We start from the raw sequence: 26,819 nt of genomic DNA on the forward strand, positions 1-26,819 counted from the left end.
GAGCCCCCGACCTGTCCGGTCGGGACCTGACAACAGGTATGGCTCGGGGGCCGTTCGCATGCGAACGGCCCCCGAGATCCGAAAAAGATTCTGCGTCAGCCGATGTAGCGGGTGAGGCGGGCCGACAGACGCGGTGCGAGCGGGCCGTCGGCGACGACACGTTCCTCGACGTACGCCAGATCCCCGCCCTCGACGATTCCGTACAGGCGGCGAGCTCCGCCCACCAGTGCACCCGAGGTGCTGCGGATGACGACGTCGGTGGCAAGTTCCCAGGACGACTGGGTCAGGGCGTGACCGTAATACAGTTCGACGACGCCGGTGCTGTGCGTCAGCAGCAGCTCGACGACTTCTTCGTCCTTGGACCCCTTGACCCCGTCGCCGCCGCTGATGCGCCAGAACCCGGTCTCCCGAAGGTCGGGGTGCGCGTAATTGCCGTCGGAATCGAGTCTCCAGGAGCGCGATTCCCAGCTGAGGTAGCTGCCGCCGTCATGGGAAACGACGATCTGCTGACCGAAGGGATAGTCGGTGTCCGTTTCGGGATCGTGCCCCTCGCCCTGACCGCGCCACACGCCGACGAGTGGCAGCAGCGCCAGCATCGACGGGTGCAGATCGGGGCCGAGCCGCAGGTTTGCGGTGTCGTCCGGGTGAGGGATGTCGGGCAGCACCGGGATGTTGCGCGCCGACGCCTCGGCGAACTTCTGCTCGGCAGCCGAAATGGCTTGGTCACCGCTGGTGATAGGGGTGCCCAGTCCGTCGTCGATGCTGTCGGGGTTGCCCGCGCCCGGTTCCGTCACGACTCGTCGTTGACCAGTCGGTAGACGACATAGAGCGAGAACGCGATGATGGCTACTGCCGCAAGCGCCAGCAATACCTCGAAGAAGATGACCACGGAACCGAGTTTAACCCGCGGCGAGACCGGTCGATGACAACGGTCCGTTTCCGCGCTGTGGCATTGGTGACACACCATCATTTTTGCGGCCCACAGTGCCCTGGATCACTCGTAGTGATGGCGAAACCGACGCGAGCAGGTACCTTCTTCCCGGGGGCGTCGGGCTCTCGACTTCGAGAGCGCCGACGAATTCACTATGTGTGTCGTCAAGGCTGTTGTCTTGTAAGGCTGGGGAGGTCTCTGCAGAAATGCTGCGTCGTAAGCGTGTTCTGACATCGTCGTTCGGTTCCGTATTGGTTCGATCGGCGGTTGTCACAGTGGCGTTGGCCCTTGCAGCTCCCGCTGCTGCGCTGGCCGCGCCCGACTCGGGATCGTCCGATTCGGGTTCGGCAGAGTCGGGTTCGGCCGACTTCGGTTCGTCTCAGGGCCCGAATATCGATCCGAACAACTACGCGCAGGACTGCCCGGACGTACTGCTGTTGGCGGTGTCCGGAGCCACCGACTCGGACTCCGATCGCAATCCGCTCAACGAAGAAGCGCAGACGATCGCGTCGAACTGGGTCGGCAACGTCACCGTTCCGGTCGGTGAGGCGAACGCGGACAGCCCCGGCACCGTCGGCTGGCTCTACGTCCCGTATTCCTCCACCTACGGCTTCGACGTACTCGACAACGTGCCGACCTACCAGGAGTCGATCGCCGACGGCATCGCGTCGACCAATCGGTTGATGGACGAGTACAAGACCAAGTGCGGTGAGAAGACCAAGTTCGCGCTCCTGGGGTACAGCGTCGGCGGCGAAATTCTCGATCGCGTGACGATGGAACTCGGCCACCGCGACCCCAACGCTCTCGTCACGTCCGACGACGTCGTCGGTGTCGTCATGGTGGGGTCGCCCTACCGCCCGGCCGGCGTGCCGAACTTCGGTGACGAGGTGGGCCAGTCGCTCGGCGGCTTCATGGACCCGGCGCCGCGGGACTACGGGTCGATGACGGACAAGGTCACCTGGTCGTGTCGGCCCTACGATCTCGCCTGCGACTCGCCGGACAAGATCGAACTGCTGCAGCTGGCGCTCGGTGTACTCGGTCAGATGCGGTTGACGCTGCTCAACCCGGTGCAGACCGTCTCCGACTTCGGTCGGACGGTCGCCTCCATTGCCACCCGCGCGATCATCGATATCGCCACGAACAAGTCGTGGCTCGAGTCGGACGAGACGCTCCTGCAGGTTCTCGTCAAAGTCTCCGACCGGCAGTATCAGGTGGACGATGCGAAGGCTGCAGCAGCGCTGTCGCCCGATCAACTACTTGCCGATCTCAACTGGGCTCTCGGTCCGGGTGCCGAGACGGTGAAGGCGAAGTTGCGCGCCGAGGGCGAGGGCCTGGTGGAGAACAACAAGGGCATCGTCGACGTCGTGCTCGGCCCCTACTTGGCGATCGGCTTTCTGCAGCACCTGTCCTACTGGTACAACGACCCCAACGACGGGGTCGAGTGGGAAAGCGAAAAGATGGTCGCGTGGGTGACCGATCTCGCCCGAACCGAACGCGAGAAGAAGAACGCGCCTCCCGCGGTCGACCCGGCCACCCCCGAGACCCAGGCACCCCAGACCCAGGCACCCCAGACCCAGGTGCCCGAGACGCCCGGGCCCGCCCCGGAATCCCGGGTGCTGCCGGAGCCGGGGACGCAGACTCGCGTCAGCGACCTCGGAGCCTTCCTCGAATCCCAGGGCATCCCGGTACCTCCCGGCATGTTCCCGCCGCAGTACTCCACGGTCCCCGAGCCGGCGCGAGCGGTCGGCTAGAGCAACGAAAAGAACCCCGCACCTGGTTGCCAGGTGCGGGGTTCTTCTATGTGATCGGTTCGGTGACTCAGACCCCGACGGTGACGTCGGCCGAGTGCACGCCCGCGCCCTCGGGCGTGATGACGGTGTCGCCGTTGCCCGATGCGGACAACGCCCGCAGCGTCCATTGTCCGGGGGCAGCAAAGAAGCGGAAATCGCCGGTTCCCGACGCGACGACCTCGGCGGTGAATTCGCCGGTGCCGTCGAGGAGACGGACGAATGCGCCCGCTACCGGCTCACCGTCGCCGGCGAGGACACGGCCGGTGATGACCGTTTCCTTCTCGACGTCGACGCCTGCGGGGATGGTCTGACCCTGCACGGGTGCTCCACACATATCAGTGAACCTCCAATTCGATGGGTGCTCCGACGAGGGAGCCGTATTCGACCCAGCTGCCGTCGTAGTTCTTGACGTCTTCCTTGCCGAGGAGCTCCTTGAGCACGAACCAGGTGTGGCTCGAGCGCTCACCGATGCGGCAGTAGGCGATGGTGGCCTTGCTGTCGTCGTAGCCCTTGGTCTTGTACAGCTCTTCGAGTGCCTCGTCGGACTTGAACGTGCCGTCCTCGTTGGCGGTGGTGCTCCACGGGATGTTGATCGCGGACGGGACGTGGCCACGCTGCTGAGCCTGCTCCTGCGGGAGGTGTGCCGGCGCGAGGATCTTGCCGGAGAACTCGTCGGGGGAGCGCACGTCGATCAGGTTCTTGTTGCCGATGGCGTCGATGACCTCGTCGCGGAACGCGCGGATCGACAGATCCGGTGCCTCGGCGCGGTACTGGGTGTTCTCCCGGCTGACGACGTCCTTCGACAGCGGGCGGCCGTCGAGCTCCCACTTCTTGCGGCCGCCGTCGATCAGCTTGACGTCCTTGTGGCCGTACAGCTTGAAGTACCAGTAGGCGTAGGCGGCGAACCAGTTGTTGTTTCCGCCGTAGAGCACGACGGTGTCGTCGTTGCTGATGCCCTTGGCCGAGAGCAAGCCGGAGAACTGCTCCTGATCGAGGAAGTCGCGGCGAACCGGGTCCTGCAGGTCCTTGCGCCAGTCGAGCTTGACCGCACCTTCGATGTGTCCGCCGTCGTAGGCGCTGGCGTCTTCGTCGACCTCGACGAAGACGATCTTCGGTGCGTTCAGGTTCTGCTCGGCCCAGTCGGCAGAGACCAGGACGTCGGAGCGAGCCATGGTGTTCCTTTCGGTCTTTCTTGTCGGATCAGGGGGTAGTTGTCACGCTGCGGTGCGCGAGTTGCCGCGCAATCGAGCTGCGAGGGGGTAGATCATGCAGCCCAGGCACACTGCGAACGCTGCGTTGAGAAACGCCGCGAAGAGCGCGAAGCCTGTCGCTACGGTGCCGACGACGGGAGCGCCGAGAGCGAATCCGAGGACTCCGACGGCGGCGAACACGAAGCCCACCAGTTGGGCGAACTTCAACGGGGCCACCGGCTCACGTTCTGTGGTCGGTGAGCGCCGCGGCGCGACGAATGTCGCGTAGATCGTGCCGTACGGACTGTGCTTGGGTCCGCGGACGGCTCCGATTCCGAACACGATCGCCTGGAGCCCCAGCAGGATTGCCGCTGCGGGAACCGAGACCGTGCTCGCGAGGAGGACGACGACCAGAACTACGGTGGTGATCCACGCGGCGAAGCGCGGACCACGGACGTCGACCTGGTCGATCGTGGTGGTGTGGGTGTCGGATGTCGACATCGAGAGGTACTCCTGTGCGAGGCCGGGGCACGGCTTGTCGCCGGTGCTCGGATGTGGATTTCGATCATCGGGCCGGCGTCACGCATGGGCGTGGCGGCAGACGGAAATCAGCAGCAGCGACAGCAACAACCGCCCAGTCGGCACAGATCAACCGTGCGTCGACTGGTGAGCATGAGCTCGCGGCGGGAGAACACGAAGTGCATCCTACCCGTTACCAGGGGCGCGTCGTACCGCCCACCTGAGTAGCTCTTGCCCTACAGCGCGTCGAGAGCCTCGCGCAGAGCTGCGGCCGATGGCACTCCGGCAATTCTCGAACGCCGACGCAGTTCTCCGTCGAGGACGAAGGTCGTCGGCAGCGAGAGCACTCCGAGTTCACGGGCGAGAACAGGATGAGCATCGATGTCGAGTTCGACTTCGCGTGCGTCGGTGCGGTCGGCGAGAACCTGATGCACCACACGACGCACGGCAGCGCATGGACCACACCAGTCCGCGGAGAAGTGCAAAATCGTCGGAGTTCCCGAAGTCACGCCCGCATCGACGAGCAGCGGGAGAAGGTCGTCGGAATCGGTGGACGCGATGGTGCGTACGGCACCGGAACGACGACGCAGAATCAGTCCGACAGCAACGGCGAGAACCGCCACGACAACCAGAACTGTGATCCCTGTCACGGCTTTTCGATCTCGTTGAGGTCGATGTTCACGTTCTCTCCCGACCCTTCGACGACGATCTGCGAACCCTCCGCGTATACGTCCGTCGGCAGCAGTCCGAACGGCAGGCTCTGGCGTTCGATGGTCTTGGTGAACAGACCGAGAACGGTGGGCTTGGCGAAATCGGGAATCGTGAAGTCGGCCTGCCCCTCCGGTCCGAAGTAGAAGTCCGATGCCACGATGGCGACACTGTCACCTTCGAGCAGAAGGTCGGCCTGCACGCTGACGGTGGTCTGCAGCGGTCCCACCGGAACCGTTCCCGTCAGTACGACGCCACCGGCGGTGGTCTTGCCCGACCCGCCGGAGCCGCCCGTGCCGTCGGACTTGTCGGCCGGAGGTGCGGAAACCTGCAGGTCGACGATGCCGAGGAACCGTCCGAGATCGGTTGCCTCGATGCGGACGCGGCCGTCGAGCTCGTCCACCGGGATGTCCCGGACGTTGTTGTCGATCAGGTCGGACAGGGCGATGTGGACGCCGCGCAGGTTGGCTTCGATGGTCGTCGAGCCGACGTATTCGGTCGGGACGTCCTGGGCTCGGATCTCGATGTTCTGATAGCGGCCGTCGGCGGCCTGGGTGAGGAACGGAAAACCGTGCACGATCACCTGGGGGTCCGAGGTGAGTTCGCCGCCGTCGCGGATGGCGCGCGAGACGCGATATTCGGAGTAGGCCGCGGCCCCGAAATCGACGACGAGCGCGAGGGCCAACAGGCTAACGAGTCCGATGAGAAGTGTGCGCACCGGTCCATTGTGACCGAAGCATCGCGTACTGCCCGCTTCGACCGGTTGTACGGACAAGCTAGTCTGTGTCCTTGACGATCACTCGATTCCAGCGTCGGCTGGACCGGCCAGCGGTAAGAACGGAGACGCAGTGGAGCTCCTGTTACTGACCTCCGATCCCAATCCGGAGGGCGTACTCCCGTCTCTTGCGTTGCTGGCTCACCACATCCGGCCGGTACCGACCGAGGTGTCTTCTCTCCTCGAAGCAGGTTCTGCCGACATCGCGCTGGTGGATGCACGTACCGATCTGGCTGCTGCTCGCGGTCTGTGTCGGCTGCTCGGTAGTACCGGCTCGGCCATCCCCGTGGTCGCGGTCCTGACCGAAGGCGGCCTGGTCGCAGTCAATTCCGACTGGGGGCTCGACGACATCCTGCTGCCCGGCACGGGTCCCGCGGAACTGGACGCTCGGCTACGTCTGTTGGTCGGGCGGAGCGGCGGGGTTGCGAGTCCCGAGACGTCGGGCAAGATCACGCTCGGTGAGTTGGTCATCGACGAGGGCACGTACACCGCCCGGTTGCGCGGTCGCCCACTCGATCTGACCTACAAGGAATTCGAGCTGCTGAAGTACCTGGCTCAACATGCGGGCCGCGTCTTCACCCGCGCCCAGTTGCTGCAGGAAGTGTGGGGCTACGACTTCTTCGGTGGCACTCGCACCGTCGACGTCCATGTTCGACGCCTCCGCGCCAAGCTCGGCACCGAGTACGAGTCGCTGATCGGAACGGTGCGGAACGTGGGCTACAAGGCCGTGCGTCCGTCGCGTAACTCCAAGGGCGGTACGGCTCCGGACGCCATGGCCGGCGATTCCGACGATGCGGATTTCGAGTTCGAGCAAGAGAGTACGCTCTCGTAGATGAATTCGGATACTGCGTTCGACGTCCACCCCCTCGACGGCGACGCACCGTCCTCGCTCGTCAGCGACGAGATTCACCGGATCCTTTCGCGTGCAACCGAAGTCGACGGGACTGCGCCGCTCTCGGAACAGGCCGTCAAGGCCGTCGACGCGGGTGAGGGCGTCGTTCGATTCGTTGCCACCGACGGAGATCGAGTCGTCGGGTACGTCGGCGCCGCCGACGGTATGGCCGAGGCAGTGGTCGATCCGGAGTATCGCGGTCGCGGCATAGGTCGGCGATTGGTCAGCAGCGCACTCGATCTCGGCTCCGACACGCGGATCTGGGCGCACGGAAATCTGCCCGCAGCACAGTCCGTGGCGCGTGCGCTCGGGCTGACGGTGGCCCGGGAACTGCTGCAGATGCGACGGGCCGCGGCAGAGCCCGAACTGCCCGATGTGGTTGTACCGCAAGGTATTTCGCTGCGAACCTATCGTGGGCACCAGGACGATGCCGAATTGTTGAGGGTGAACAACGCGGCGTTCTCCTGGCATCCCGAGCAGGGCGGCTGGACCGACCGCGACATCGCGTCGAGGCGAGACGAGCCGTGGTTCGATCCGGCGGGTCTTTTCCTGGCCTTCGAGGAAGGCAGCGACCACCTGCTCGGATTCCACTGGACGAAAGTTCACGCCGCTGAGGATCGGGTCGTTCCGCAGGCTCCACTCCCTGGGGGCAACGACCCGGCCATCGGTGAGGTGTACGTGGTCGGTATCGATCCGCAGGCGCAGGGTCGCGGTCTCGGACGGGTACTGACACTGGCCGGGCTGCATTATCTGCGCGGTCGCGAACTGGACCAGATCATGCTGTACGTCGAGGCGGACAACACCGCGGCGGTGCACACGTACACCAAGCTCGGGTTCGCGAATTACCACGTCGACGCCGCGTACGCGCGGACCGCGTAATCGGACATTTCCAGCACGGTGTTCATCTTCCGTTCACCCACGCGGGGGTAAACGTCTACCACCTGCCTTTACCTTTCTCTCTGGGCGGCAACCTACGCTGCCTGGTGCGAGGGTTCTTCTGAGCCGGCACCTTCACAGTCGCAGCGCGAACCTCGAGTTCGCGCCGCGATCACGGCCCAAGATTCCTCGGAGGAAACAGGTGAACCTCAAGCGCAACGGTGCTCTCATGAGTGCAGTGGCAGTCAGTGCCATGTTGCTGGCCGCATGCGGTAGCGACGCGAACGTCGCCACCACGGACGGTGCATCGCAGTCCTCGGCTTCGTGCGAAGGCAAGTCCCCGTTGACCGGTGAAGGCTCGTCCGCACAGCAGAACGCCATGTCCAACTTCACCTCGATCTACTCCGGCGTCTGCGCAGGCAAGGCCGTCGAGTACACCACCAGTGGTTCGGGTAACGGCCGCACGCAGTTCGTCGCGGGCCTCGTCGACTTCGCCGGCTCCGACTCGTCCATCAAGGACGACCAGGCCGCACAGGCCGCCGTGCGCTGCGCCAACAACCCGGCGTGGAACCTGCCGTTGGTCTTCGGCCCGGTCGCAGTGGCCTACAACGTCGACGGTGTCGACAACCTGGTGCTGAACCCCGACGTCATCGCGCAGATCTTCACCGGCAAGATCACCACCTGGAACGACCCGGCCATCGCTGCACTCAACGAGGGCGCAACGCTCCCGTCGACCGCGATCACCCCGGTCTACCGCTCCGACTCGTCGGGCACCAGCGACAACTTCCAGCGCTTCCTCGCGGCATCCGCTCCCGAGGCATGGACGCTGAACCACAGCTCCGATTGGGCCGGCGGCGTCGGCGAAGGTGCCAACGGATCCTCGGGCGTCGCCCAGGCCGTCGCCGCCACCCCCGGTGCCATCACCTACGTCGAGAAGGGCTTCGCCGACCAGGAGTCGCTGGGCAAGGCCGCCGTCGACTTCGGTAACGGACCGGTCGAGCTGAGCAGCGAGACCGCAGGCAAGGCAATCGACGCCGCGAAGTTCAAGGGCGAGGGCAACGACCTCGTCATCGACATCGACGGCCTCTACGCCAGCGACGCAGCGGACACCTACCCGCTGGTCCTCGCGACCTACGAGATCGTCTGCTCGAAGGGCTACGACGCCGACACCACGGCAGCAGTCAAGTCCTTCCTGCTCAGTGCAGCCAACGAGGGCCAGCAGGGCCTCGAAGAAGCCGGTTACGTGCCGCTGCCCGACGCATTCAAGGAACGCCTGGTCACCGCCATCGAAGCGATCGCCTGATCCTCGATAAACCCGGTTTCGCCTTCGGCTCGCGGTGACGCGGGCCGAAGGCGGACCACCCTGCATCGACACGAGACAGTGAGCGGTATGAGCGACACCCACTCGATCACCGGCATCCCCTCAGCGGCTACCGTGCCTACCACAGGTGCCGCCCACGAACCGGAAGAACCACAATTGTCAGACTCGAAAACATCGGGGACGGTCACCCGTCCCGGTGACAGGATCTTCTCCGGCCTGGCCAAGGGCTCGGGCATCTTCATCATCGCCCTGATCGCTGCGGTCGGCATCTTCCTGCTCTGGCGAGCGATTCCCTCACTGTCCAACAACACGGTCAACTTCCTGACCTACAACGGCGCGTGGGACACCTCGAACACCTCGGCAATGGTGTTCGGTGTACTCGACCTGTTTCTGGTCACCGTCACCGTGTCGTTGTTCGCTCTGATCCTGGCGATGCCCGTCGCGCTCGGTATCGCGATCTACCTGACGAACTACGCACCCAAGCGTGTTGCCGGACCGCTCGGCTACGTCATCGACCTCCTCGCCGCCGTCCCGTCGATCGTCTTCGGCCTCTGGGGCCTGTACGTCCTGGCCCCGGCGATCAGCCCGTTCGCCGAATGGCTGAACTCGTCGCTGAGCTGGTTCCCGCTGTTCAGCACTGGCTCGGTATCGATCGCAGGCGGCGGCACCATCTTCACCGGCGGCATCGTGCTCGCCGTGATGATCCTGCCGATCATTGCCGCCGTGACCCGAGAGGTGTTCGTTCAGACGCCCAAGGGCCAGGTCGAGGCGGCCCTCGCGCTCGGAGCCACTCGCTGGGAAGTTGTTCGCACCACGGTCATTCCGTTCGGCAAGTCCGGCTTCGTCAGCGGTTCGATGCTCGGTCTCGGGCGCGCACTCGGTGAGACCATCGCGCTCTACATCATCATTCGCAGCACCCAGGCGACCTTCGGCGGAACGTTGTTCGACGGCGGTTCCACATTCGCGACCAAGATCGCGCTGGCAGCAGGCGAGTTCAACAACCCGCTGCAGGCCGGTGCCTACATCGCCGCCGGTCTGGTGCTGTTCGTCCTGACCTTCGTCGTCAACGCCGGTGCCCGCGCCGCCATCGCCGGAAAGAAGGACTGACCCATGACCGCAACCATGGACAAGCCCGTCAAGGAGCCCACGTTCCAGGGCGTCAGCGCCCGGCGCAAGGCGTCGAACCTCGCGGCGACGATTCTCGTCAGCCTGTCGGTGCTCGTCGCCCTCGTACCCCTGATCTGGGTGCTCTACACGGTGATCTCACGTGGACTGTCCGCTGTGGTCGCACCGGCCTGGTGGCAGAACTCGCAGGCCGGAATCACCCAGTTCATCGCCGGCGGTGGTGCGTACCACGCGATCGTGGGAACCCTCCTGCAAGGACTGTTCTGTGCCGTCATCTCCATCCCGATCGGCATCTTCGTGGCCATCTACCTCGTCGAGTACGGCGCAGGGACCAAACTGGCCAAGGTCACGACGTTCATGGTCGACATCCTCACCGGTGTTCCGTCCATCGTCGCGGCTCTGTTCATCTACGCGCTGTGGATCGCCACCTTCGGGTTCCAGCGCTCCGGTGTCGCCGTTGCCTTCGCCCTCGTGCTGCTGATGATTCCGGTCATCGTGCGGTCGGCCGAGGAGATGCTGCGCATCGTTCCGCAGGACCTGCGCGAGGCGTCCTACGCACTGGGCGTGCCGAAGTGGAAGACCATCGCCAAGATCGTCATCCCCACCGCGCTTTCCGGCATCGTCACCGGCATCATGCTGGCGCTGGCCCGAGTCATGGGTGAGACGGCTCCGGTGCTGATCCTGGTCGGCTCGGCCACCGCCATCAACTTCAACATTTTCGAGGGGCCGCAGACGTCACTGCCGCTCATGATGGTCGACCTGCAGAAAGCAGGAACCGGCGTGCTCACCGCGGAGCGCATGTGGGGAGCAGCCCTGACGCTGATCCTGATCGTCGCAATACTCAACATCGGCGCGAAGTTGGTCTCGAAGTTCTTCTCGCCCAAGAACTTCTGACCCACCCGACTCCAGAGAATCCTAAGGAATCAGAACATGGCAAAGCGTCTCGATCTCAAGGACGTCAACATCTACTACGGCAAGTTCCATGCCGTCTCCGACGTCACTCTGGCAGTCCCGCCGCGCAGCGTCACCGCGTTCATCGGACCGTCCGGCTGCGGTAAGTCGACCGTCCTGCGTTCGCTCAACCGTATGCACGAGGTCACGCCCGGCGCTCGCGTCGAAGGTTCGGTGCTGCTCGACGGCGAGGACATCTACGGCAGTGGCGTCGACCCCGTCGGTGTACGACGCACCATCGGCATGGTCTTCCAGCGACCCAACCCGTTCCCGACCATGTCCATCAAGGACAACGTCGTCGCCGGTTTGAAGCTGCAGGGTGGCCGCGGCAAGAAGGAACTCGACGAGATCGCCGAGCGCTCGCTCAAGGGTGCCAACCTGTGGACCGAGGTCAAGGATCGCCTCGACAAGCCCGGTGGCGGACTCTCCGGTGGTCAGCAGCAGCGTCTGTGCATCGCCCGCGCCATTGCCGTCTCTCCCGACGTGTTGCTGATGGACGAGCCGTGCTCGGCCCTGGACCCCATCTCGACACTGGCGATCGAGGACCTGATTCAGGAACTCAAGCAGGACTTCACGATCGTGATCGTCACGCACAACATGCAGCAGGCCGCGCGCGTGAGCGATCAGACCGGCTTCTTCAACCTCGAGGCAACGGGCAAGCCCGGCAAGCTGATCGAGATCGACGACACCGAGAAGATCTTCTCCAATCCGACGCAGAAGGCCACAGAGGACTACATCTCCGGCCGCTTCGGATAACCGCACACCGCGCAGAGAACCCCCGCCGAGCGAAAGCTCGACGGGGGTTCTTTTTGTGCGCCTGCCCTGGGGCCGAGATCGAGTAGCGTTGTCGCGCAGCGCTACTCGACCTCGGGCGAAGTGGGTGCTACGAGCTGGGAATGTTCTGCTGGTGGAGGTCGGCGGGAAGCTGGCCGGTGACGAGGAAGATGACTCGGCGGCCCACCTCGACGGCGTGATCGGCGAAGCGTTCGTAGAAGCGGCCCAGCAGGGTCACGTCCACTGCGGCGGCGACGCCGTGGCTCCACTCACGGTCCATCAGCACCGTGAAGAGGTGACGGTGCAGGTCGTCCATCGCCTCGTCCTCTTCCTGCAGCTTCGCAGCGCGCTCGGGATCGCGGGTCTCGAGCACCTCGCGGGCCGACGCACCGATCTGCACGGCGAGGCGTCCCATCTCGGCGAAGTAGCCGTTGACGACCTCGGGGAGGGCGTGGTTCGGGTGCCTGCGACGGGTGATCTTGGCGACGTGGAGTGCGAGTGCGCCCATCCGGTCGATGTCGGCGACGATCTGGATGCCGGCCACCACCGAACGGAGATCGCCTGCGACCGGAGCCTGCAGCGCAAGAAGTGTGAATGCCTTCTCCTCGCAGATCGCGCTGAGCTCGGTGATCTTGTCGTGCTCGGAAATGACCTGCTCGGCGAGAACCAGGTCTGCTTGGAGGAGAGACTGCGTGGCCTTTTCCATGGCCGCACCAGCCAGGCTCGCCATTTCTCCGAGGAGATCGGCGAGCTCGTTCATCTGTTCGTTGTAGGCGACGCGCATGTGCGCAGTTTAGTAGGTCACACCGACCAGTTCTCTGTCCCGAGGGTTAACGGGGAATGAATGGAGTCAGGCGCACGTGTCGTCGGCCGCGTTGGTGAACGACAGATCCTCGGGCAACTGTGCACTTTCGGTCGTTCCCTCCACCTGGGTGGGGTCGATCTGCGCACCGACGTCGGCCGGGTACTGGGTGTAGCCCGGGTAGTTGGAACCGAGGACCACCTCCACGACGTTGTTCAGGCTCGGAGCCAGCTCGATCGCAGCGCCGGGTATCGCCGACGCCACCGTCGCCGCAGCGGCTTCCTGATCCTGGGAGTACCGAACGACGGTCTGAGCGGCGGAGCCGGAGAAGTTGCCGACCGTGAGGATCTGGAACCCGTACGTCGCCAGCTGATCGGATGCGGTCTGCGCCATTCCCGCGATGTCCGATGCGTTGGACACCTGTAGCGACACGGTGCCAGGATCGACGGCCAGCAGCGGGGCGTCGGGGGCGGCGGGCGGCGGGGTCGGCTCCGGTGTCACCGGTTCCGCCCGTTCTTCGCCGGGCAGGGGCAGGTCGTCGATGATCGCCTGGAAGATGGCACCGATCGCGTCCTCGTTGGGGATCTCGTTGCCGTAGTCGTTCGTCCCGGTGGTGGGAATGGTGAGGAAGGTCACCGCGCCGGCGTCGACGTTCTGCAACGAACGGCCGAGCGTCACCAGGTCCTGGGTCTTGACGTTCTCGACGAAGGTGTCGGAGGTGAACGCGTTGACGAATCCGTTCAGCTTGCCCGGGTCGAGAAGAACCTTGTTCGACAACGCCGATCGCAACAGTGACGACAGGAAGCGCTGCTGGCGCTTGATGCGGCCGTAGTCGCCGTTGCCCTCCGATTCGATGTTGCGTGCCCGGACGTAGTTCAGTGCGGTGCGGCCGTCGATGCGTTGGGTACCGGCGTTGGGGAGTACGTCTCCGAGTTCGTAGTCGACGAGAGGCTGCGCAGTACACACCTCGACACCGCCGACCTCGTCGACCATGGACTCGAACCCGGCGAAGTCCATGCCGACGAAGTGTCCGATCCGCAGTCCTGAGATCTTCTGAATGGTCTTGACCAGGCATTTCGGGCCGCCGAGGGCGTAGGTGGCGTTCAGCTTGTCGCCGTACGCCTCCGGGAACATCTCACCGGTGTAGGTATTGGTGACGTTGTCGAACTGCTCGCACTCGGGTCGGGTCACGTCCAGGTCGCGTGGGAACGACACGGCGACGACGCGGCTGCGGTCGGCCGGAATGTTGACGAGCATGACGGTGTCCGAGCGCGACCCCTCGGCATCGGCGACGGTTCCTGCGCCCACCTGCCCGCTGGCACCGGCGCGCGTATCGGTGCCGACTATCAGATAGGTCTCGTCTCCGTACTGGCCTGCGGCGTCGACGACGTCGGTCGAATCGGGGTCGAGCGCGGCGACTTGGAGGAATCCCTGATCGGTGTTGCGTAGATAGCCCCACACCACTCCCGTGAGAGCCACGGCGAGGATGGCGACGATCGAGACCAGGCTTCGGCCGATCATCCGTATTCGTCGTCGTCGCCGTACCCGGCTCATCGCCAGACGCGTCAGCGCCGGCCGGTCGGCGGCGGGTGCGCCGACGGGTTCGGGGGCAGCGTGCGGTGGCGGGGTGGGCATCGGACGGTTCGCCCGAGCCGGCGGGGGAGTGGAGTCGGTGATCGGTGAGATGACCTCGGTGGGCTCTTCGACGTCCGGCCGTTCGGGGGGATCACGTCGGGTCGCTCCCGACCGAGACATCTTGTCGACCAGCTCGGCGACCGACACCGTGTCCGCATTGCGTGGGGAGCGTTTACCGAGTCGGCCGCTGTCACCCGGCTTCGGCGGAGAATCGGATTCTGTCGAGTCGGGTTCCGAAGCAGCGGGGTCGGGTGTGGCGGGGTCGTCGGACCGAGGGGGACGTTGTCCGGAACGTCCGCCTGCGCCGGTTCGTCCGATTGAGGACAGTGGGCGCTCCCATGGGGCGCGACCCTCGGGCACAGACGGGCCCGACTCTCGATCGTCTCCCACGAATTCGAACCTGGCCTTCCATCACACGCATGTGCCGTCTACTCGGCAATCCAAGCCATAGTACTGACTCGAGCGGCGCGGTCCACTTCGTGCGAGACGGGCCCTGGTGAACGGGTCGATCAGCCGCCGGAATGCATCAGATCTGCACCGGCGGGGACACACAGGTCCTCCGGATCGTCGAGCCATCCGTCGGGCAGCGACACGGCACCGGGTGAGCCCTGCCGGCCGCGGGGACCCTCGGCGTCCTTGGGAAACGGAACGGTCGGATCCAGTTGCGCCAGAAGGTCGTCCAGTTCGGCGAGGGTCGACACCAATGCCATCGACACCCGAAGATCCGAGCCGGCGGGAAAGCCGCGCAGGTACCAGGACACGTGCTTACGCAACTCTCGCAGGCCTTTGCCCTCACCGTGGTGCTGCGCGAGCAACTCGGCATGGCGCGCGATGATCGTGGCCACCTCACCCAGGGTCGGCGGCGTCGGCTCTGGCCGCCCGTTCAGGCGGGCACTGAGCTCGGCGAACAGCCACGGACGACCGAGACAGCCACGCCCGACGACGACGCCGTCGCATCCGGTTTCCGCCATCATGCGGACGGCGTCGGACGCCGAGAAGATATCGCCGTTGCCCAGGACGGGAATCCCGGTGACGTGCTCCTTGAGTCGAGCGATCTCGTTCCAGTCGGCGGTGCCGGAGTAACGCTGGGAGGCGGTGCGGGCGTGCAACGCCACGGCCGCTGCACCCTCGTCGGCGGCGATCCGGCCGGCATCGAGATGGGTGTGATGGTTCTCGTCGATTCCGACACGGAACTTGACCGTGACGGGGATGTCGGTGCCCTCGGTGGCCTTGACCGCCGCAGCGACGATGCGGCCGAACAGGTTTCGCTTGTACGGCAATGCGGCTCCGCCGCCCTTGCGGGTGACTTTCGGGACCGGGCAGCCGAAGTTCATGTCGATGTGATCGGCCAAATTGTCGTCGACGATCATTTTCGCCGCGGCGTACGTGGTGTCGGGATCGACCGTGTAGAGCTGCAAGGACCGGGGAGTTTCGGTGGGCCCGAACGTCGTCATGTGCATCGTGGCGGGTTGCCGTTCGACGAGAGCACGTGCGGTGACCATCTCGCAGACGTACAGACCGGACGTGCTGCCCGCGCGCTCGAGTTCCTGTTCGCGGCACAACGTGCGGAACGCCACATTGGTGACGCCTGCCATCGGTGCGAGGACGACGGGGCTGCGCAACTCCAGGGAGCCGATCTGCAATGTCATGGAAAACAAGCCTTTGGAACGAAGGGAGAACTTTCGGGAGAAAAGGCGGTGCCCGGCACCGAAGTCGGTACCGGGCACACCAGTCGATCGAAACTCAGGACGCGCGTGCTTCGGCCTTGGCGCGTTCGCGGGCCAGCGAGCGATCTCGCATCTCCTCGAACTTGGTGGCCTGACGTTCGAGGTCTTCGAGGAACGCGGCGAGTTCCTCGCGCTTGTTCTCACCGCGGGCGGTGAAGTCGTTGCGCTCGAACACTTGCCACTTGCGCAGCACGGGCCAGACGACGTCTTCGAGGTGCTGACGCAGGTCGTAGATGCCGTGCTTGGCCATCANTGAAGTCGTTGCGCTCGAACACTTGCCACTTGCGCAGCACGGGCCAGACGACGTCTTCGAGGTGCTGACGCAGGTCGTAGATGCCGTGCTTGGCCATCAACACACCGTTGCGGCGGAAGTTCGGCATGCCGGCACCGGGCATAACGAAGTTCGTCACGATGTCGGAGACCGCGTCGAGGGTCTGGTCGGGTGCGATGTCCATCGCTGCGCCGGTGATGTTGCGGTAGAAGATCATGTGCAGGTTCTCGTCGGCGGCGATGCGCTGGAGCATGCGGTCGGCGATCGGGTCGTCACAGACCTTGCCGGTGTCCGGTGATGTTGCGGTAGAAGATCATGTGCAGGTTCTCGTCGGCGGCGATGCGCTGGAGCATGCGGTCGGCGATCGGGTCGTCACAGACCTTGCCGGTGTTGCGGTGCGAGACGCGGGTCGCGAGTTCCTGGAATGTCACGTACGCCACCGAGTGGAGCAATCCGGTCTGCGAACCTGCGGGCGAGGCGAAGCCGTTGGTCATGTGGATCATGCGGGCTTCTTCGAGGGCGACGGGATCGACGCCGCGGGTGACGACGAGGTAGTCGCGCATGACGATGCCGTGGCGGTTCTCCTCGGCGGTCCAGCGGCCGACCCAGGTTCCCCAGGCACCGTCCTGGGAGAAGTTCTCGGCGATCTCACGGTGGTAGGACGGCAGATTGTCCTCGGTGAGCAGGTTGGTGATCATCGCGGCCTGCNGTTCCCCAGGCACCGTCCTGGGAGAAGTTCTCGGCGATCTCACGGTGGTAGGACGGCAGATTGTCCTCGGTGAGCAGGTTGGTGATCATCGCGGCCTGCGCGACGTCGGAGAGCTTGGACTGCTCCGGGTCGTAGTCCTTGCCGCCGAGCGCGGCGAAGTTACGGCCTTTGTCCCACGGCACGTAGTCGTGGGGATGCCATTCGCGCGCCATCGAAATGTGACGGTTCACATTGTCCTCGGCAGTGGGCACCAGCTCTTGCAGAAGCTCGAGCTGTGTCAGATCCCTCGCCATTAGATCGCCTCCATAGATTGCGTACGACCGGTCCAGCTTACGGCACCGTAGGTTCGGTGTGAACCGTGTCGCGGCTGTTCACTTGCTGTTCGAGCAGTCGTGACGACCGACATCGGCCGATGTGGGGATCTTCGCGACTGCTGCAGTTCTCCCTGCACGTCGCTGCGGACGGGCCGATCGTTACCCCGAGTGTACGGACCGGGTGCCGCCGAATGCAGTTCGGCGGAAGGGTGTGTGGTGCCCCCAGTAGGACTCGAACCTACGACCTGCGGATTAAAAGTCCGTAGCTCTACCAACTGAGCTATAGGGGCGCGGATCGAAAGTGTAATGGGCAGTGCAGCCGTGTCGGTCATGCACCCCCGGCACCGCGTTTCGGGGGTCAGCGCCCGAAACTGCTGCAGCCTTGCGGCGCGGGGATACCGGCCAGGCGGTCGTCGATCCAGGAGTACGCACCGGGAATGCCACTGATCGCGACGACGAGGTGTTCACCGAAGTACTCCTCGAGGCGTACGTCGGCACCGTGTGCGCACCACTCGTCGTACAGCGTTTCCGCACCTTCCCGGGGAATCCAGAATTCCTGACGGCCCTGGTAGATCATCGTGGGCACGGTGGGGGCGAGATCACCGCCCATGCGGGTCGCGGCGATGATGCGTTCGGCGATCTCGGTCCGGTCGACGTTCGGCACGTCCGAGAGGGCCTGGGCCGGTATCGGTGCCACCAGTCCGCCGGGAGCGAGCAGTGTGATGCAGAGATCTTTGGCCACGGTCGCCAGACGCAGTCCGTTGGCGTTCATCAGGGAGAACATCTCGGGATACTCGCGGGCAACTCCGAGCGCTGCGGACAGGAACAGCGTCGACGCGACGTTGCCGTTCATCGACGTCAGCAGAATCCGGTAGTCGGTCGGTGGACCGCCGAAGGCCGCGCCCACCAGATTGACCTCCGGCGCGTACGACGGGGCGAGTTGAGCGGCCCATCCGGTGGCGATCGCCCCGCCCGAATAGCCTGTGACGGCAATCGGGGAGGACGCGGGCAACCCGAGTTCGGGGAGGCGCACCATCGCGCGCAACGCGTCGAGCACCGCATGGCCGGCCATGCGCCCGGCGGCGTACGCCTGCCGCGGACCCTCGTGATCGGTGACGACCACTGCATAGTTCTTGGCGAGGAACGCCTGCACCGCTGGAATCTCGCGGGCAATACCTCGGGGCAGGGTCCACGACGGTGCACAGGTGTTACCCAGTGAGTTGATGGCCATGTTGTACGCGACGACGGGACGCGTGCCGGGACCGGCCCAGGGCGCGTCGGGCACGATGACGGTCGTTGCCGCTGCGACGGGTCGGTCTTTGGAATCGCTTGTGCGGTAGAGGATCTGGGTCGATGTGACCGGGGTGAACAGCGGCCCCACGCTCACGCGTCGGGTGCCGAGAACCGATCCGGGCGGGAGCTCCTCGAATCCTGCCGGCGGGTCGAAGAACGGCTCGCCGAGTGGGGTCGGCAGGTAGAGGGCGGGATCGGCGACGGGATCGAGGAAGTTCGTCAGTGGGTCGGCGGCGACGGTGTGCGCCGTCGACAACGTCAAGGCCGACGACACGAGTAGTACTGTCATCGAACGACATACGCGGATCGATAGATTCATGGCGTGCACCCGTCCCCGATCGGCCGAAGCAACATGTGTGATGCGCATCACGCTATGCCCGAGGTGGTGTACGCCTTCGGCTATTCCGAGAATGTGTCGAAACCGTTACCGTTTCGCCGCTGATATCGATTATGAGACAGTGCTTTTGGTGACCTCACGGAGCGATTTGCCGTATTCGATTGATCAGCAACAGTTTTCATGCGCTAAGGAGCGGTGCAAACGAAGGTGCCTCGAGAGATGCTCGTGCAGAATGTAATTCGATATTCAACTGCTTTCCGGCTCTGGGAGACCGGCGGCCATTCGGCGGAGTTCGTACGCATGCTCGGTATCGGCGTTGTGGCTCGAACGGCGGTGCCGACCTGGCCCGAGCGGACGTACGTGAGCGGCTCGAGTGCGCACCCCCTGCAGCGCACTCGAGCCGGGTGAACAATACCATTCGGCTTGTTTCAGTTACCCAACCGAATTTTCTGTCGGCTGCACGCGTCGTAGCGGACCGCAGGTGAGTCGAGTCGCGTGTCGTTCGGGTGAAGTACTCTCTACTTGTACTACCTGTGGATATGCAGGGCGCTTGGGCTCGGAGGCACGGAGTAAATGGCACAACAGGAGCGCGCACGGCGGACCCGGGCGGCAATCGTCGAGGCAGCGGCGGCGGAATTCGCCAAGCGCGGATATGCGGCTGCGTCCGTCAACACCATCTTGGAAGGATCGAACGCCACCAAGGGGGCGATGTACTTCCATTTCCAGTCCAAGGAAGACCTGGCCCGAGCGGTGCTCGCGGCCGGACTCGACCGTTATGTCGCAATCTCCGAGAAATGGGCGGATTCGACCGCGCATCCCTTTTACGTCATCAAGGGAATCGTCGACGACATCGCGCAGAACTTTCAGAACGATGTGATCGTGCGTGCAGAATTCCGGCTGATCGTCGAGCCCGAGTTCTACGCGGAGGTGCACTCCGGTGGTGGCCGGGTGTGGGGCGCTCAGGGGTACGCGCAGGCCGAGAGAGCGCTGGCGATGGGAGACCTCAAGCCGCAGTTCGACGCGGCCAAGTTCGTGCGGGTACTCGCCGCGTCGATGGCGGGTCAGCGTTACATGTCGGATCTGGTGGCCGACAACGCAGATCTACGCGAGCGGTTCGAGGAGTCCGTCGAGATCGTGCTCCTTGCCATGGCGTCGGATAGTTGGTTGGCCGAGTTCGAACTCCACGGGTGGGAGCAGTTCGGCGAAAACGAGGCAAAAACTGCCTCTGACCTGCCGGTTTGAGATTTACAGCGAAAGTGTCCTAAGCTATCCCAGCTCCCAACGGAACGCCGTTGAGGGTAGCGTCGAAGCAATTCGGCGGGCCCCCTTCGTCTAGCGGCCTAGGACGCCGCCCTTTCAAGGCGGTAGCGCGGGTTCGAATCCCGTAGGGGGTACGCAGGAAAACATCGGATTGACAATCCGATGTGCAGTACAGCATTCTTCATCTCGCTCCGGCGAGAAGCAGATTTGCAGTTCGGAGAGTTGGTGCGCTAGAAATAGCGCGGCAACAACAGCAAGGCCCTGTGGCGCAGTTGGTTAGCGCGCCGCCCTGTCACGGCGGAGGTCGCGGGTTCGAGTCCCGTCAGGGTCGCAGAATCGGTGTGAAAGCACCGGCATTGCGATGGCATTGTTTCACCGGTGCCGCCCGGCCAGGTAGCTCAGTTGGTACGAGCGTCCGCCTGAAAAGCGGAAGGTCGCCGGTTCGATCCCGGCCCTGGCCACCACGGTTGTGATCGACAAGCACTGCAAAGCCCCTTTCGACTTCGGTCGGGAGGGGCTTTGTCGTCTGCGGAGTACCCACTGTCCCGTGACGGCGCTCGATTGCAACGTTAGGCTCGACAGGTGGATGTGATCGCTCGCGCGCAAGCCGATCTCGCACGTGGAGACACCAACGCCGCACGAGACGGGCTCCTCGACGCCTTGCCGCGCAACCCGTCGTCGCCGGCGGTTCTGGAACTGCTCGCGTACACGTATCTCCTTCTCGGTGATCGTGCGGCGGCCGGTGCCGTGTGGTTTCTGACCGACAAGGCCGACGACGATCCGACGGCGTCGGCTGCGTTCGCGGCACTGCAGAAGCAGTACCGGTCGCCGCTGATGCTCGCCCGAGCGCTCCCCATCCACGCGCCCTCGGATTGGTATCCGGTGCGGGCTCAGATGCGCCTGGAGCGACTGGGAGCCGCAATCGCAGCCAATGGGCAGAGCTGGATCCCACCGCGCGATGTCGTGTATTTCGACGAGGACGGAGTCGACTCCGACGACTTCTATGCCGCGCGTACCGCCAACGAGGACGATGCCGACGACGGGTTGAAGACGTCTGGTTACCGCACCGTGAGGCAACGTGCGATCGCAGCGACCATCGTCCTTGCCATCGTTGCCACCTCTGCGTCGGTGGTGTTGGCACTCGTCTTCGGGTGATGGCGATTCTCGGAGGGGCGGTTCTCGAACGGGTCGCTCGAATCCGAGCGTAGAGTTCGTCGGAGGATATCGAGGCCGACGACCGAGGGCGACTTCATTTCATGGGCACAGCGAACGGCGCACCGTCACCGCGCGACGACAATTACGACGTCAATCTTGCCCAGGCGAGAGTGTTCGCGCGAGGACTGGCCGAACACATTCGGACGTGTTCGGCGGCCATCGAAATTGCGCAATCCAAAGCATTTCGGGCTCGCGCCGATCGTGCCGAATCTCGCGCGAGGCAATTCGAGTCCGAGGCATCCACTCTCCGCACCGAGCTCTACGAGATGTATCGGCACATCGACGCGATGACGGCTCGATTCCCGGAACTGCGGACCGACCCGGCAGTCCGCGGATAGCGACCGCCCGAATCAGACTGCGGCGGAACCGGTGACCAAGCCGAACGTGGTCTCGGCTCCACGCCGGCCCAGCGCCGAACCCCACACCGAGTACACCGCGTCCGTTGTCGTGGACTGCTCCACGTCGCGCCCCTCGGCGACAGTGATCAGCGTGCGGGAGAGCTCGAACAGACTTACCCGGTGATTCTTCGCCGTGGTGAACAACTCGTCGATGGCGTCGGCCACCGAGCCGCCGTGGATCCCGATGAGCACTCCGGTCGCGATGTCGACGTCGGTACGAGAGGCGGGTGAATCGGGCAGTCTGTCGGTCATCTTTTTCCTCGAGATGGTGTTGTCGGTGCGGATGACCGAGTGGATTCTGCGTCGAGCGGGCTTCACTGTCTCACACCGACATGACTTTTCATACAGTCGGTTTCGCGCGGACGTGCATGCGCTCGCCCTGAGGTCCGAACAAGCTCAGCAGCTCGACCGGTCGGTTGCCGACAGCGCCGAACCAGTGCGGTACCCGGGTGTCGAATTCGGCGGCCTCACCGGCCTTCATCGTCAGATCGTGTTCGCCGAGAATAAGTCTCAGGGTGCCGTCGAGAACGTAGAACCACTCGTACCCCTCGTGCACCCGCGGGCGTGGCTCCTTGTCGTCGGGACGAATCAGCAGTTTGAAGGCCTGCAGGCCACCCGGGCGGAGCGTCAGCGGAAGGATGGTGACGTTCTCGCGCACCGTGGATGTGGTGCGTACTCGGGGATCGGCGACGGGGGGAGTCGTCACCAGATCGTCGAGTGCCATCTGATGCGCTCGCGCGATCGGCCACAGCAGTTCGAGACTGGGTTTGCGGTCACCGGATTCGAGCCGCGAGAGCGTGCTGATCGAGATGCCGGTGGTCTCGGACAGTGCGGCGAGGGTGGTGTTCTTCTCCATCCGAATGCGCTTGAGGCGGGGGCCGAGGCCGGCGATGAGCTCGTCGAGGGTGGTTTCTGCGTCCGTCATCGATCCATTGCAGTTTCGGCAAACGAATTTGTCAAGTCGTCCCCATGCGGCGCGCGGGAATGCAGAGGCGAAAACAGCCCGGAGGCGACGGCGGGAAGCTCATGCTCGGTTCATGATCGCTCGTCCGGGGCACCCGCAACGTACCGGCGTGGTCCGCGATGCCTACGGCAGTTCCGCGTCCGAGGCCTTCATGGTGGTGGCCATTGCCACGATTCTGGTCACCAGGGCGTATTTGGAGCTCACGCACTACCCGCAGGTCGGTGGCAAGTCGCTGCACATCGCGCACGCCCTGTACGGCGGGGCGGCGATGATGCTGGCTCTGTTGATCGGGTGGATGTTCATCGGGTTCGGCGTTCGGGTCCTCACCGTGGTGCTCGGCGGAATCGGGTTCGGGTTGTTTCTCGACGAGGTCGGCAAGTTCGTCACCAAGGACAACGATTACTTCTACGGCCCGTCGTCGGAGATCATGTACGTCCTGGTGGTGCTGCTGTTGGTGTTCAGCAGGATCGTGCGGGAGTTCCGCAGACCCTCGCGGGACGAGTCGCTGGCGAATGCGGCCGCGATCGCCGCGGATGGCGTCGCGCACGGTCTTCCCGAGCATCGGCGCGACTGGGCGCTGCGGATGGTTGCGCGAGCGGAGTCGGACGGAGCCGACCCGGACACCGTAGCCGGAATCAGATTGTTGCTCGGCACCTGCCGCCGGTCGACATCGCGTACCTACTCGATGCGCCAGTTCGTTCCACGGCTGATTCCCGCGTTCTTCACCAGTCCCCGTTGGGTTCCCGTCGTCGGCTGGGGACTGGTCCTGATCTCCGGGGCGGGAGTCGTGTTCGGGATCGTCGAGCTCGTCCTGGGTGACCTGCTCATCGATCGCCGAGACCTGACGATCGACGTCGACAGGATGGGCATCGCCAGCGGCATCCTGTTCGTCAGTGCCTGCATCACTTTCGCCACGGCGCTGCCGGCGATGCTGCGGTTGCGAACGGACGGTCCCCTGTGGCCGTTGCGCACTCTCCGCGTGTCCGCTCTGGTGTTCACGTTGCTCAACGCGCTGGTGGATTTCGCCCAGGAGGGGTTCGCTGCGCTGGGGAATGTAGCGGTCGGTCTGTTCGCGCTCGCGGTCATCTCGCACCGCATCACTGTCCGAGCCGACGAAATAGCCAGTACTACGGAATCGGTTGCGCTGCAGGAGGATCGAGACTCCGATTGCTCTCGAACCGTCGAACCACGCCGCTGAGCGGATCGACGAACTCGATGGAGCGAGCCAGTAGGCGGAGCGGATCGGAGTAGTCGTCGGCGGCGACCTCGCGGAACGACGGATAGAAGTTGTCGCCCACGATCGGGATTCCCAACGAGCACAGATGAACCCGAAGTTGATGCGTCTTCCCGGTGCGCGGGTGCAGCCGATATCGACCGTACGACCCGAGAGTGTCGACCAGTTCGATGCGTGTCTCGGCATTGGGCTCGCCCGGTACCTCCCGTGCCTGAAGAACGCCGCGTTCCTTGACGATTCGACTGTGCACTGTCAGTGGGAAGTCGACATTCTGGGACAGTGGGGCAATTGCCTCGTACTGCTTGGTGACCGTGCGCTGAGCGAACATCTCCTGATACGGCCGGCGCGCCTGCCGCTGCACGGTGAACACCAGAACACCCGCGGTGAGTCGATCCAGTCGGTGAGCAGGGCTCAACTCGGGGAGATCGAATTGTCGTCGCAGCAGAACCAACGCCGAGCGTGCGATGTACGCGCCTCGCGGCGTCGTGGCGAGGAAGTGCGGCTTGTCCACCACGAGCAGGTTCTCGTCGCGGTGCAGCACATCGAGGGAGAACGGCACGGCCGATTCCACCGGTGGGTCACGGTAGAGGTAGATGTCCGCACGCGGGCCGGCGATCGTCGACGGGTCGATCGGTACGCCCGCTGCATCGACGACCTCCCCGCCGGACACCTTCTCGGTCAGCCTGGCCGCATCCTGCGGGAAGCGGGCACACAGATATTCGAGCACCGTTGCGCCGGTCGCGACGTCGGGCATCCGCACCCTGGTGGGGTCGAGGCCGTCGCGCAACGGAAGTGGGGCGGCAGGCATGCAACGACTGTAATCGGTGCACGCATGGAAACACCCCGGTCGGAATTCCCGACCGGGGTGTGGACTGCGGTGACGCGCCGTGCCGGCCCGACCTAGATGGTGACGACCATCTTGCCGGTGTTCTCGCCCTTCATCAGTCCGATGAAGGCGGCCGGGGCATTGTCGAGGCCTTCGACGATCGTTTCGTCGAATTCGATTGCGCCGCTGGCGAGCCAATCCGTCATCTTCGCGCGGAATTCCTCGGTGAGGTGCGCGTACGAGCCGACGATGAATCCCTTCAACGTCAGCTCCTTGCCGATGGCGAGGGCGAGGTTGCGCGGGGCCGGGGTCGGTTCGGTCGAGTTGTACTGAGCGATGGCTCCGCACATGGCAATTCGGCCGTGCTTGTTCATCGACCCGATAGCAGCTTCGAGATGGTCACCGCCGACGTTGTCGAAGTACACGTCGATGCCGTCGGGAGCTGCCTGTCGGAGCTGTTCGGCGACAGGGCCGTCGTGGTAGTCGAATGCAGCGTCGAATCCGAGCTCGAGCAAGCGAGCGACCTTGGCGGGGGATCCGGCGCTACCGATGACGCGAGATGCGCCGAGCGCCTTGGCGATCTGTCCGACAAGCGAGCCGACGGCTCCGGCGGCACCGGAGACGAACACGACGTCGCCCTTCTGGAACGACGCCACGGCCGTCAGACCCGCATACGCTGTGGTGCCGGTCATTCCGAGCGCGCTCAGGTATGCCGATGCCTTGGCTGCGCCGAGGTCGACCTTGCTGGCTCCCTGTGCCGGGACGATGGCGAGATCGCGCCATCCCTTGCCGTGCACAACAGCGTCGCCGACTGCGAAACCGTCGGCCTTGGATTCGACGACCTCGCCCACGGCACCACCGTCGAGCGGCGCATCGATCTGGAACGGCGGGACGTACGACTTCACGTCGTTCATCCGGCCACGCATGTACGGATCGACCGACATCACGATGTTGCGAACGAGGATCTGCCCGTCCTGCAGTTCGGGAAGGTCGACGACCTCCGCGCGAAAGTTGTCTTCGGTCGGCCAGCCTTCTGGGCGGGACGCGAGGTGAATTTCGTGTGCCTTCATGGTGTTTCCTCTTACTCGTCTTCGGTGACGGTGACGGTGACGTCGATGTTGCCGCGGGTGGCGTTGGAGTACGGGCAGACCTGATGTGCCTTGTCGGCCAGTGCCTGTGCGTTCTCGCGGCTCAGGTTCGGCAGAGTCACCTCGAGGGTGACTGCGAGCTGGAAGCCGCCTTGGTCGTTGGGGCCGATGTCGACACGAGCGCCGACGGCCGAATCGGTGACGTCGGCCTTGTCCTGACGCGCCACCATCTGCAGTGCGGAGTGGAAGCACGCGGCGTAGCCGGCTGCGAACAGCTGCTCGGGGTTGGTGCCGTTTCCGCTGCCGCCCATGGCCTCCGGGATGGCGAGATCGAGGTCGAGACGTCCGTCGGAGGTGCGGGCGTGGCCGTTACGTCCTTCGCCGGTGGCGAGAGCTTCAGCGGTGTAGATGGTCTTCATGATTCTCCTTCTGTCGTGCGCGAATCGGTGTGATGCAGAGCGCTCGTCAATGCGTCGAGCGATTCCTTGAGCCTGACGAGATCGTCGACTCCCATGCCGGTCTTCTCGGCCAGCTTGCGGGGGAGGTCGAGTGCCTTCGCGCGCATGGCGCTACCGGTCTCGGTGAGGTGGATCTCGACGCGGCGTTCGTCGGTGCTCAGTCGTCGACGCTCGATGAAACCGAGACCTTCGAGTCGCTTGAGCATCGGCGAGAGCGTGCCGGTGTCGAGGTCGAGTTCGGCACAGATGTCCTTGACGCCGCGCCCGTCCTTCTCCCACAGCACCAGCAGAACCAGGTACTGCGGGTACGTGACGCCCAACTTGTCGAGCATCGGGCGATACACCGCGGTGGTAGCCCGCGAAGCGGAGTACAGCGCGAAGCACACCTGACGATCGAGTGCGAGTTCGTTGGTCACGAGAAGAACGGTAGCGCACG

The 26,819-nt window shown here is 64.5% G+C and carries 28 protein-coding genes, 4 tRNA genes and 2 pseudogenes; 14 read left to right on the forward strand and 20 right to left on the reverse strand.

Going from position 1 to position 26,819, the window contains the following annotated elements:
* Nucleotides 1-95 precede the first annotated feature (95 nt).
* On the reverse strand, nucleotides 96-761 hold the full coding sequence (locus tag ASH04_RS12985) for an FABP family protein (RefSeq protein ID WP_027495859.1): 666 nt from the start codon (nucleotides 759-761) through the stop codon (nucleotides 96-98).
* A 376-nt stretch (nucleotides 762-1,137) separates the two neighbouring features.
* Between ASH04_RS12985 and ASH04_RS12990 the strand changes: the two genes are divergently transcribed.
* Nucleotides 1,138-2,682, forward strand: coding sequence for a cutinase family protein (locus ASH04_RS12990; RefSeq protein ID WP_057473682.1), 1,545 nt, complete (start codon nucleotides 1,138-1,140; stop codon nucleotides 2,680-2,682).
* Nucleotides 2,683-2,749: 67 nt separating this feature from the next.
* On the opposite strand, the gene ASH04_RS12995 is transcribed toward ASH04_RS12990, so the two are convergent.
* The 5 genes from ASH04_RS12995 to ASH04_RS13015 form a co-directional block, all read right to left on the reverse strand.
* A complete protein-coding gene (locus ASH04_RS12995) occupies nucleotides 2,750-3,055 on the reverse strand; it encodes a DUF1416 domain-containing protein (RefSeq protein WP_008719402.1) in 306 nt (101 codons plus the stop codon).
* A 1-nt stretch (nucleotide 3,056) separates the two neighbouring features.
* The gene (locus ASH04_RS13000; protein WP_027495862.1) at nucleotides 3,057-3,893 is read right to left on the reverse strand and encodes a sulfurtransferase; all 837 of its coding nucleotides are present in this window, start codon (nucleotides 3,891-3,893) and stop codon (nucleotides 3,057-3,059) included.
* 42 nt (nucleotides 3,894-3,935) lie between these two features.
* The gene (locus tag ASH04_RS13005) at nucleotides 3,936-4,412 is read right to left on the reverse strand and encodes a DUF4395 domain-containing protein (protein WP_057473683.1); all 477 of its coding nucleotides are present in this window, start codon (nucleotides 4,410-4,412) and stop codon (nucleotides 3,936-3,938) included.
* Nucleotides 4,413-4,666: 254 nt separating this feature from the next.
* Entirely contained in the window at nucleotides 4,667-5,080 is a 414-nt protein-coding gene (locus ASH04_RS13010; RefSeq protein WP_032388884.1) for a thioredoxin family protein, read from the reverse strand.
* Nucleotides 5,077-5,856: an LmeA family phospholipid-binding protein gene (locus ASH04_RS13015; protein WP_027495865.1), complete on the reverse strand. Its 780-nt coding sequence runs from the start codon at nucleotides 5,854-5,856 to the stop codon at nucleotides 5,077-5,079. The genes ASH04_RS13010 and ASH04_RS13015 overlap by 4 nt, the downstream gene beginning before the upstream one ends.
* Before the next feature lie 130 nt (nucleotides 5,857-5,986).
* Between ASH04_RS13015 and ASH04_RS13020 the strand changes: the two genes are divergently transcribed.
* From ASH04_RS13020 to pstB, 6 genes are all read left to right on the forward strand, one after another.
* On the forward strand, nucleotides 5,987-6,745 hold the full coding sequence (locus ASH04_RS13020) for a winged helix-turn-helix transcriptional regulator (protein ID WP_027495866.1): 759 nt from the start codon (nucleotides 5,987-5,989) through the stop codon (nucleotides 6,743-6,745).
* Complete coding sequence (gene mshD / locus ASH04_RS13025) at nucleotides 6,746-7,684, forward strand: mycothiol synthase (protein WP_057473684.1); 939 nt, start codon at nucleotides 6,746-6,748, stop codon at nucleotides 7,682-7,684.
* A 199-nt stretch (nucleotides 7,685-7,883) separates the two neighbouring features.
* Nucleotides 7,884-8,984 (forward strand): phosphate ABC transporter substrate-binding protein PstS, encoded by a 1,101-nt coding sequence (gene pstS, locus ASH04_RS13030; RefSeq protein ID WP_032367500.1) that lies wholly within the window; start codon nucleotides 7,884-7,886, stop codon nucleotides 8,982-8,984.
* 87 nt (nucleotides 8,985-9,071) lie between these two features.
* On the forward strand, nucleotides 9,072-10,109 hold the full coding sequence (gene pstC / locus ASH04_RS13035) for a phosphate ABC transporter permease subunit PstC (RefSeq protein WP_027495869.1): 1,038 nt from the start codon (nucleotides 9,072-9,074) through the stop codon (nucleotides 10,107-10,109).
* Between the two features lie 3 nt (nucleotides 10,110-10,112).
* The gene (gene pstA / locus ASH04_RS13040) at nucleotides 10,113-11,021 is read left to right on the forward strand and encodes a phosphate ABC transporter permease PstA (protein ID WP_027495870.1); all 909 of its coding nucleotides are present in this window, start codon (nucleotides 10,113-10,115) and stop codon (nucleotides 11,019-11,021) included.
* Nucleotides 11,022-11,057: 36 nt separating this feature from the next.
* A complete protein-coding gene (pstB, locus tag ASH04_RS13045) occupies nucleotides 11,058-11,834 on the forward strand; it encodes a phosphate ABC transporter ATP-binding protein PstB (protein ID WP_027495871.1) in 777 nt (258 codons plus the stop codon).
* 127 nt (nucleotides 11,835-11,961) lie between these two features.
* On the opposite strand, the gene phoU is transcribed toward pstB, so the two are convergent.
* From phoU to ASH04_RS13075, 8 genes and pseudogenes are all read right to left on the reverse strand, one after another.
* Entirely contained in the window at nucleotides 11,962-12,636 is a 675-nt protein-coding gene (phoU, locus tag ASH04_RS13050; RefSeq protein ID WP_027495872.1) for a phosphate signaling complex protein PhoU, read from the reverse strand.
* Nucleotides 12,637-12,702: 66 nt separating this feature from the next.
* Nucleotides 12,703-14,679, reverse strand: a complete 1,977-nt coding sequence (locus ASH04_RS13055) for an LCP family protein (protein WP_032390728.1) — start codon at nucleotides 14,677-14,679, stop codon at nucleotides 12,703-12,705.
* 119 nt (nucleotides 14,680-14,798) lie between these two features.
* Complete coding sequence (gene dusB / locus ASH04_RS13060; RefSeq protein WP_027495874.1) at nucleotides 14,799-15,938, reverse strand: tRNA dihydrouridine synthase DusB; 1,140 nt, start codon at nucleotides 15,936-15,938, stop codon at nucleotides 14,799-14,801.
* Between the two features lie 94 nt (nucleotides 15,939-16,032).
* Entirely contained in the window at nucleotides 16,033-16,242 is a 210-nt protein-coding gene (locus tag ASH04_RS26535) for a hypothetical protein (protein WP_235580020.1), read from the reverse strand.
* Between the two features lie 27 nt (nucleotides 16,243-16,269).
* Nucleotides 16,270-16,995: pseudogene (locus tag ASH04_RS27205) on the reverse strand (acyl-ACP desaturase); the annotation flags it as partial.
* Nucleotide 16,996: 1 nt separating this feature from the next.
* A pseudogene (locus tag ASH04_RS26540) lies at nucleotides 16,997-17,289 on the reverse strand (acyl-ACP desaturase); the annotation flags it as partial.
* Nucleotides 17,290-17,524: 235 nt separating this feature from the next.
* Nucleotides 17,525-17,600, reverse strand: a tRNA-Lys gene (locus ASH04_RS13070).
* Nucleotides 17,601-17,668: 68 nt separating this feature from the next.
* Nucleotides 17,669-18,892, reverse strand: coding sequence for a lipase family protein (locus tag ASH04_RS13075; protein WP_235580001.1), 1,224 nt, complete (start codon nucleotides 18,890-18,892; stop codon nucleotides 17,669-17,671).
* Between the two features lie 621 nt (nucleotides 18,893-19,513).
* Here ASH04_RS13075 and ASH04_RS13085 point away from each other — a divergent pair.
* The 6 genes from ASH04_RS13085 (at nucleotide 19,514) to ASH04_RS13110 (ending at nucleotide 21,753) form a co-directional block, all read left to right on the forward strand.
* Complete coding sequence (locus tag ASH04_RS13085) at nucleotides 19,514-20,182, forward strand: TetR/AcrR family transcriptional regulator (protein WP_027495877.1); 669 nt, start codon at nucleotides 19,514-19,516, stop codon at nucleotides 20,180-20,182.
* A gap of 79 nt (nucleotides 20,183-20,261) precedes the next feature.
* Nucleotides 20,262-20,334, forward strand: a tRNA-Glu gene (locus ASH04_RS13090).
* A gap of 123 nt (nucleotides 20,335-20,457) precedes the next feature.
* Nucleotides 20,458-20,531 (forward strand) — tRNA-Asp (locus ASH04_RS13095).
* Between the two features lie 56 nt (nucleotides 20,532-20,587).
* Nucleotides 20,588-20,664: transfer RNA gene (locus ASH04_RS13100), tRNA-Phe, on the forward strand.
* Nucleotides 20,665-20,782: 118 nt separating this feature from the next.
* Nucleotides 20,783-21,355, forward strand: a complete 573-nt coding sequence (locus tag ASH04_RS13105; protein WP_032388877.1) for a DUF6584 family protein — start codon at nucleotides 20,783-20,785, stop codon at nucleotides 21,353-21,355.
* A gap of 101 nt (nucleotides 21,356-21,456) precedes the next feature.
* Nucleotides 21,457-21,753 carry a hypothetical protein gene (locus tag ASH04_RS13110; RefSeq protein ID WP_032365867.1) on the forward strand — a complete coding sequence of 99 codons (297 nt, stop codon included), beginning with the start codon at nucleotides 21,457-21,459 and terminating at the stop codon, nucleotides 21,751-21,753.
* Between the two features lie 12 nt (nucleotides 21,754-21,765).
* Here the strand turns inward: ASH04_RS13110 and ASH04_RS13115 are convergent, their stop codons facing one another.
* Together ASH04_RS13115 and ASH04_RS13120 are read right to left on the reverse strand one after the other, a co-directional pair.
* The gene (locus tag ASH04_RS13115; protein WP_045842143.1) at nucleotides 21,766-22,065 is read right to left on the reverse strand and encodes an ANTAR domain-containing protein; all 300 of its coding nucleotides are present in this window, start codon (nucleotides 22,063-22,065) and stop codon (nucleotides 21,766-21,768) included.
* Nucleotides 22,066-22,153: 88 nt separating this feature from the next.
* Nucleotides 22,154-22,738: a helix-turn-helix domain-containing protein gene (locus tag ASH04_RS13120; protein ID WP_057473685.1), complete on the reverse strand. Its 585-nt coding sequence runs from the start codon at nucleotides 22,736-22,738 to the stop codon at nucleotides 22,154-22,156.
* A gap of 112 nt (nucleotides 22,739-22,850) precedes the next feature.
* On the opposite strand from ASH04_RS13120, the gene ASH04_RS13125 reads away from it, so the two are divergent.
* Nucleotides 22,851-23,975, forward strand: a complete 1,125-nt coding sequence (locus ASH04_RS13125) for a hypothetical protein (protein WP_052068936.1) — start codon at nucleotides 22,851-22,853, stop codon at nucleotides 23,973-23,975.
* On the opposite strand, the gene ASH04_RS13130 is transcribed toward ASH04_RS13125, so the two are convergent.
* The 4 genes from ASH04_RS13130 to ASH04_RS13145 form a co-directional block, all read right to left on the reverse strand.
* Entirely contained in the window at nucleotides 23,905-24,819 is a 915-nt protein-coding gene (locus ASH04_RS13130) for a pseudouridine synthase (RefSeq protein WP_032371323.1), read from the reverse strand. The genes ASH04_RS13125 and ASH04_RS13130 overlap by 71 nt on opposite strands.
* Nucleotides 24,820-24,911: 92 nt before the next feature.
* Entirely contained in the window at nucleotides 24,912-25,907 is a 996-nt protein-coding gene (locus ASH04_RS13135) for an NADP-dependent oxidoreductase (protein ID WP_032365871.1), read from the reverse strand.
* An 11-nt stretch (nucleotides 25,908-25,918) separates the two neighbouring features.
* Complete coding sequence (locus ASH04_RS13140) at nucleotides 25,919-26,344, reverse strand: organic hydroperoxide resistance protein (protein ID WP_032365872.1); 426 nt, start codon at nucleotides 26,342-26,344, stop codon at nucleotides 25,919-25,921.
* Nucleotides 26,341-26,799 (reverse strand): MarR family winged helix-turn-helix transcriptional regulator, encoded by a 459-nt coding sequence (locus ASH04_RS13145; RefSeq protein WP_027495883.1) that lies wholly within the window; start codon nucleotides 26,797-26,799, stop codon nucleotides 26,341-26,343. The genes ASH04_RS13140 and ASH04_RS13145 overlap by 4 nt, the downstream gene beginning before the upstream one ends.
* Nucleotides 26,800-26,819: the final 20 nt, after the last annotated feature.

Origin of the sequence: Rhodococcus sp. Leaf233, from assembly GCF_001426165.1 — a bacterium.
Lineage (GTDB): Bacteria > Actinomycetota > Actinomycetes > Mycobacteriales > Mycobacteriaceae > Rhodococcoides > Rhodococcoides fascians.

Excerpts from the sequence above, each read along its gene's own strand:
- mshD (WP_057473684.1), top strand. The coding sequence starts at position 6,746 with ATGAATTCGGATACTGCGTTCGACGTCCACCCCCTCGACGGCGACGCA.
- ASH04_RS12995 (WP_008719402.1), bottom strand. The coding sequence starts at position 3,055 with ATGTGTGGAGCACCCGTGCAGGGTCAGACCATCCCCGCAGGCGTCGAC.
- ASH04_RS13075 (WP_235580001.1), bottom strand. The coding sequence starts at position 18,892 with ATGACAGTACTACTCGTGTCGTCGGCCTTGACGTTGTCGACGGCGCAC.
- ASH04_RS13125 (WP_052068936.1), top strand. The coding sequence starts at position 22,851 with ATGATCGCTCGTCCGGGGCACCCGCAACGTACCGGCGTGGTCCGCGAT.
- ASH04_RS13120 (WP_057473685.1), bottom strand. The coding sequence starts at position 22,738 with ATGACGGACGCAGAAACCACCCTCGACGAGCTCATCGCCGGCCTCGGC.
- ASH04_RS13130 (WP_032371323.1), bottom strand. The coding sequence starts at position 24,819 with ATGCCTGCCGCCCCACTTCCGTTGCGCGACGGCCTCGACCCCACCAGG.
- pstC (WP_027495869.1), top strand. The coding sequence starts at position 9,072 with ATGAGCGACACCCACTCGATCACCGGCATCCCCTCAGCGGCTACCGTG.
- ASH04_RS13110 (WP_032365867.1), top strand. The coding sequence starts at position 21,457 with ATGGGCACAGCGAACGGCGCACCGTCACCGCGCGACGACAATTACGAC.
- dusB (WP_027495874.1), bottom strand. The coding sequence starts at position 15,938 with ATGACATTGCAGATCGGCTCCCTGGAGTTGCGCAGCCCCGTCGTCCTC.
- phoU (WP_027495872.1), bottom strand. The coding sequence starts at position 12,636 with ATGCGCGTCGCCTACAACGAACAGATGAACGAGCTCGCCGATCTCCTC.
- pstB (WP_027495871.1), top strand. The coding sequence starts at position 11,058 with ATGGCAAAGCGTCTCGATCTCAAGGACGTCAACATCTACTACGGCAAG.
- ASH04_RS12990 (WP_057473682.1), top strand. The coding sequence starts at position 1,138 with ATGCTGCGTCGTAAGCGTGTTCTGACATCGTCGTTCGGTTCCGTATTG.
- ASH04_RS13115 (WP_045842143.1), bottom strand. The coding sequence starts at position 22,065 with ATGACCGACAGACTGCCCGATTCACCCGCCTCTCGTACCGACGTCGAC.
- ASH04_RS13005 (WP_057473683.1), bottom strand. The coding sequence starts at position 4,412 with ATGTCGACATCCGACACCCACACCACCACGATCGACCAGGTCGACGTC.
- ASH04_RS13085 (WP_027495877.1), top strand. The coding sequence starts at position 19,514 with ATGGCACAACAGGAGCGCGCACGGCGGACCCGGGCGGCAATCGTCGAG.
- pstA (WP_027495870.1), top strand. The coding sequence starts at position 10,113 with ATGACCGCAACCATGGACAAGCCCGTCAAGGAGCCCACGTTCCAGGGC.
- ASH04_RS13135 (WP_032365871.1), bottom strand. The coding sequence starts at position 25,907 with ATGAAGGCACACGAAATTCACCTCGCGTCCCGCCCAGAAGGCTGGCCG.
- ASH04_RS13000 (WP_027495862.1), bottom strand. The coding sequence starts at position 3,893 with ATGGCTCGCTCCGACGTCCTGGTCTCTGCCGACTGGGCCGAGCAGAAC.
- ASH04_RS13140 (WP_032365872.1), bottom strand. The coding sequence starts at position 26,344 with ATGAAGACCATCTACACCGCTGAAGCTCTCGCCACCGGCGAAGGACGT.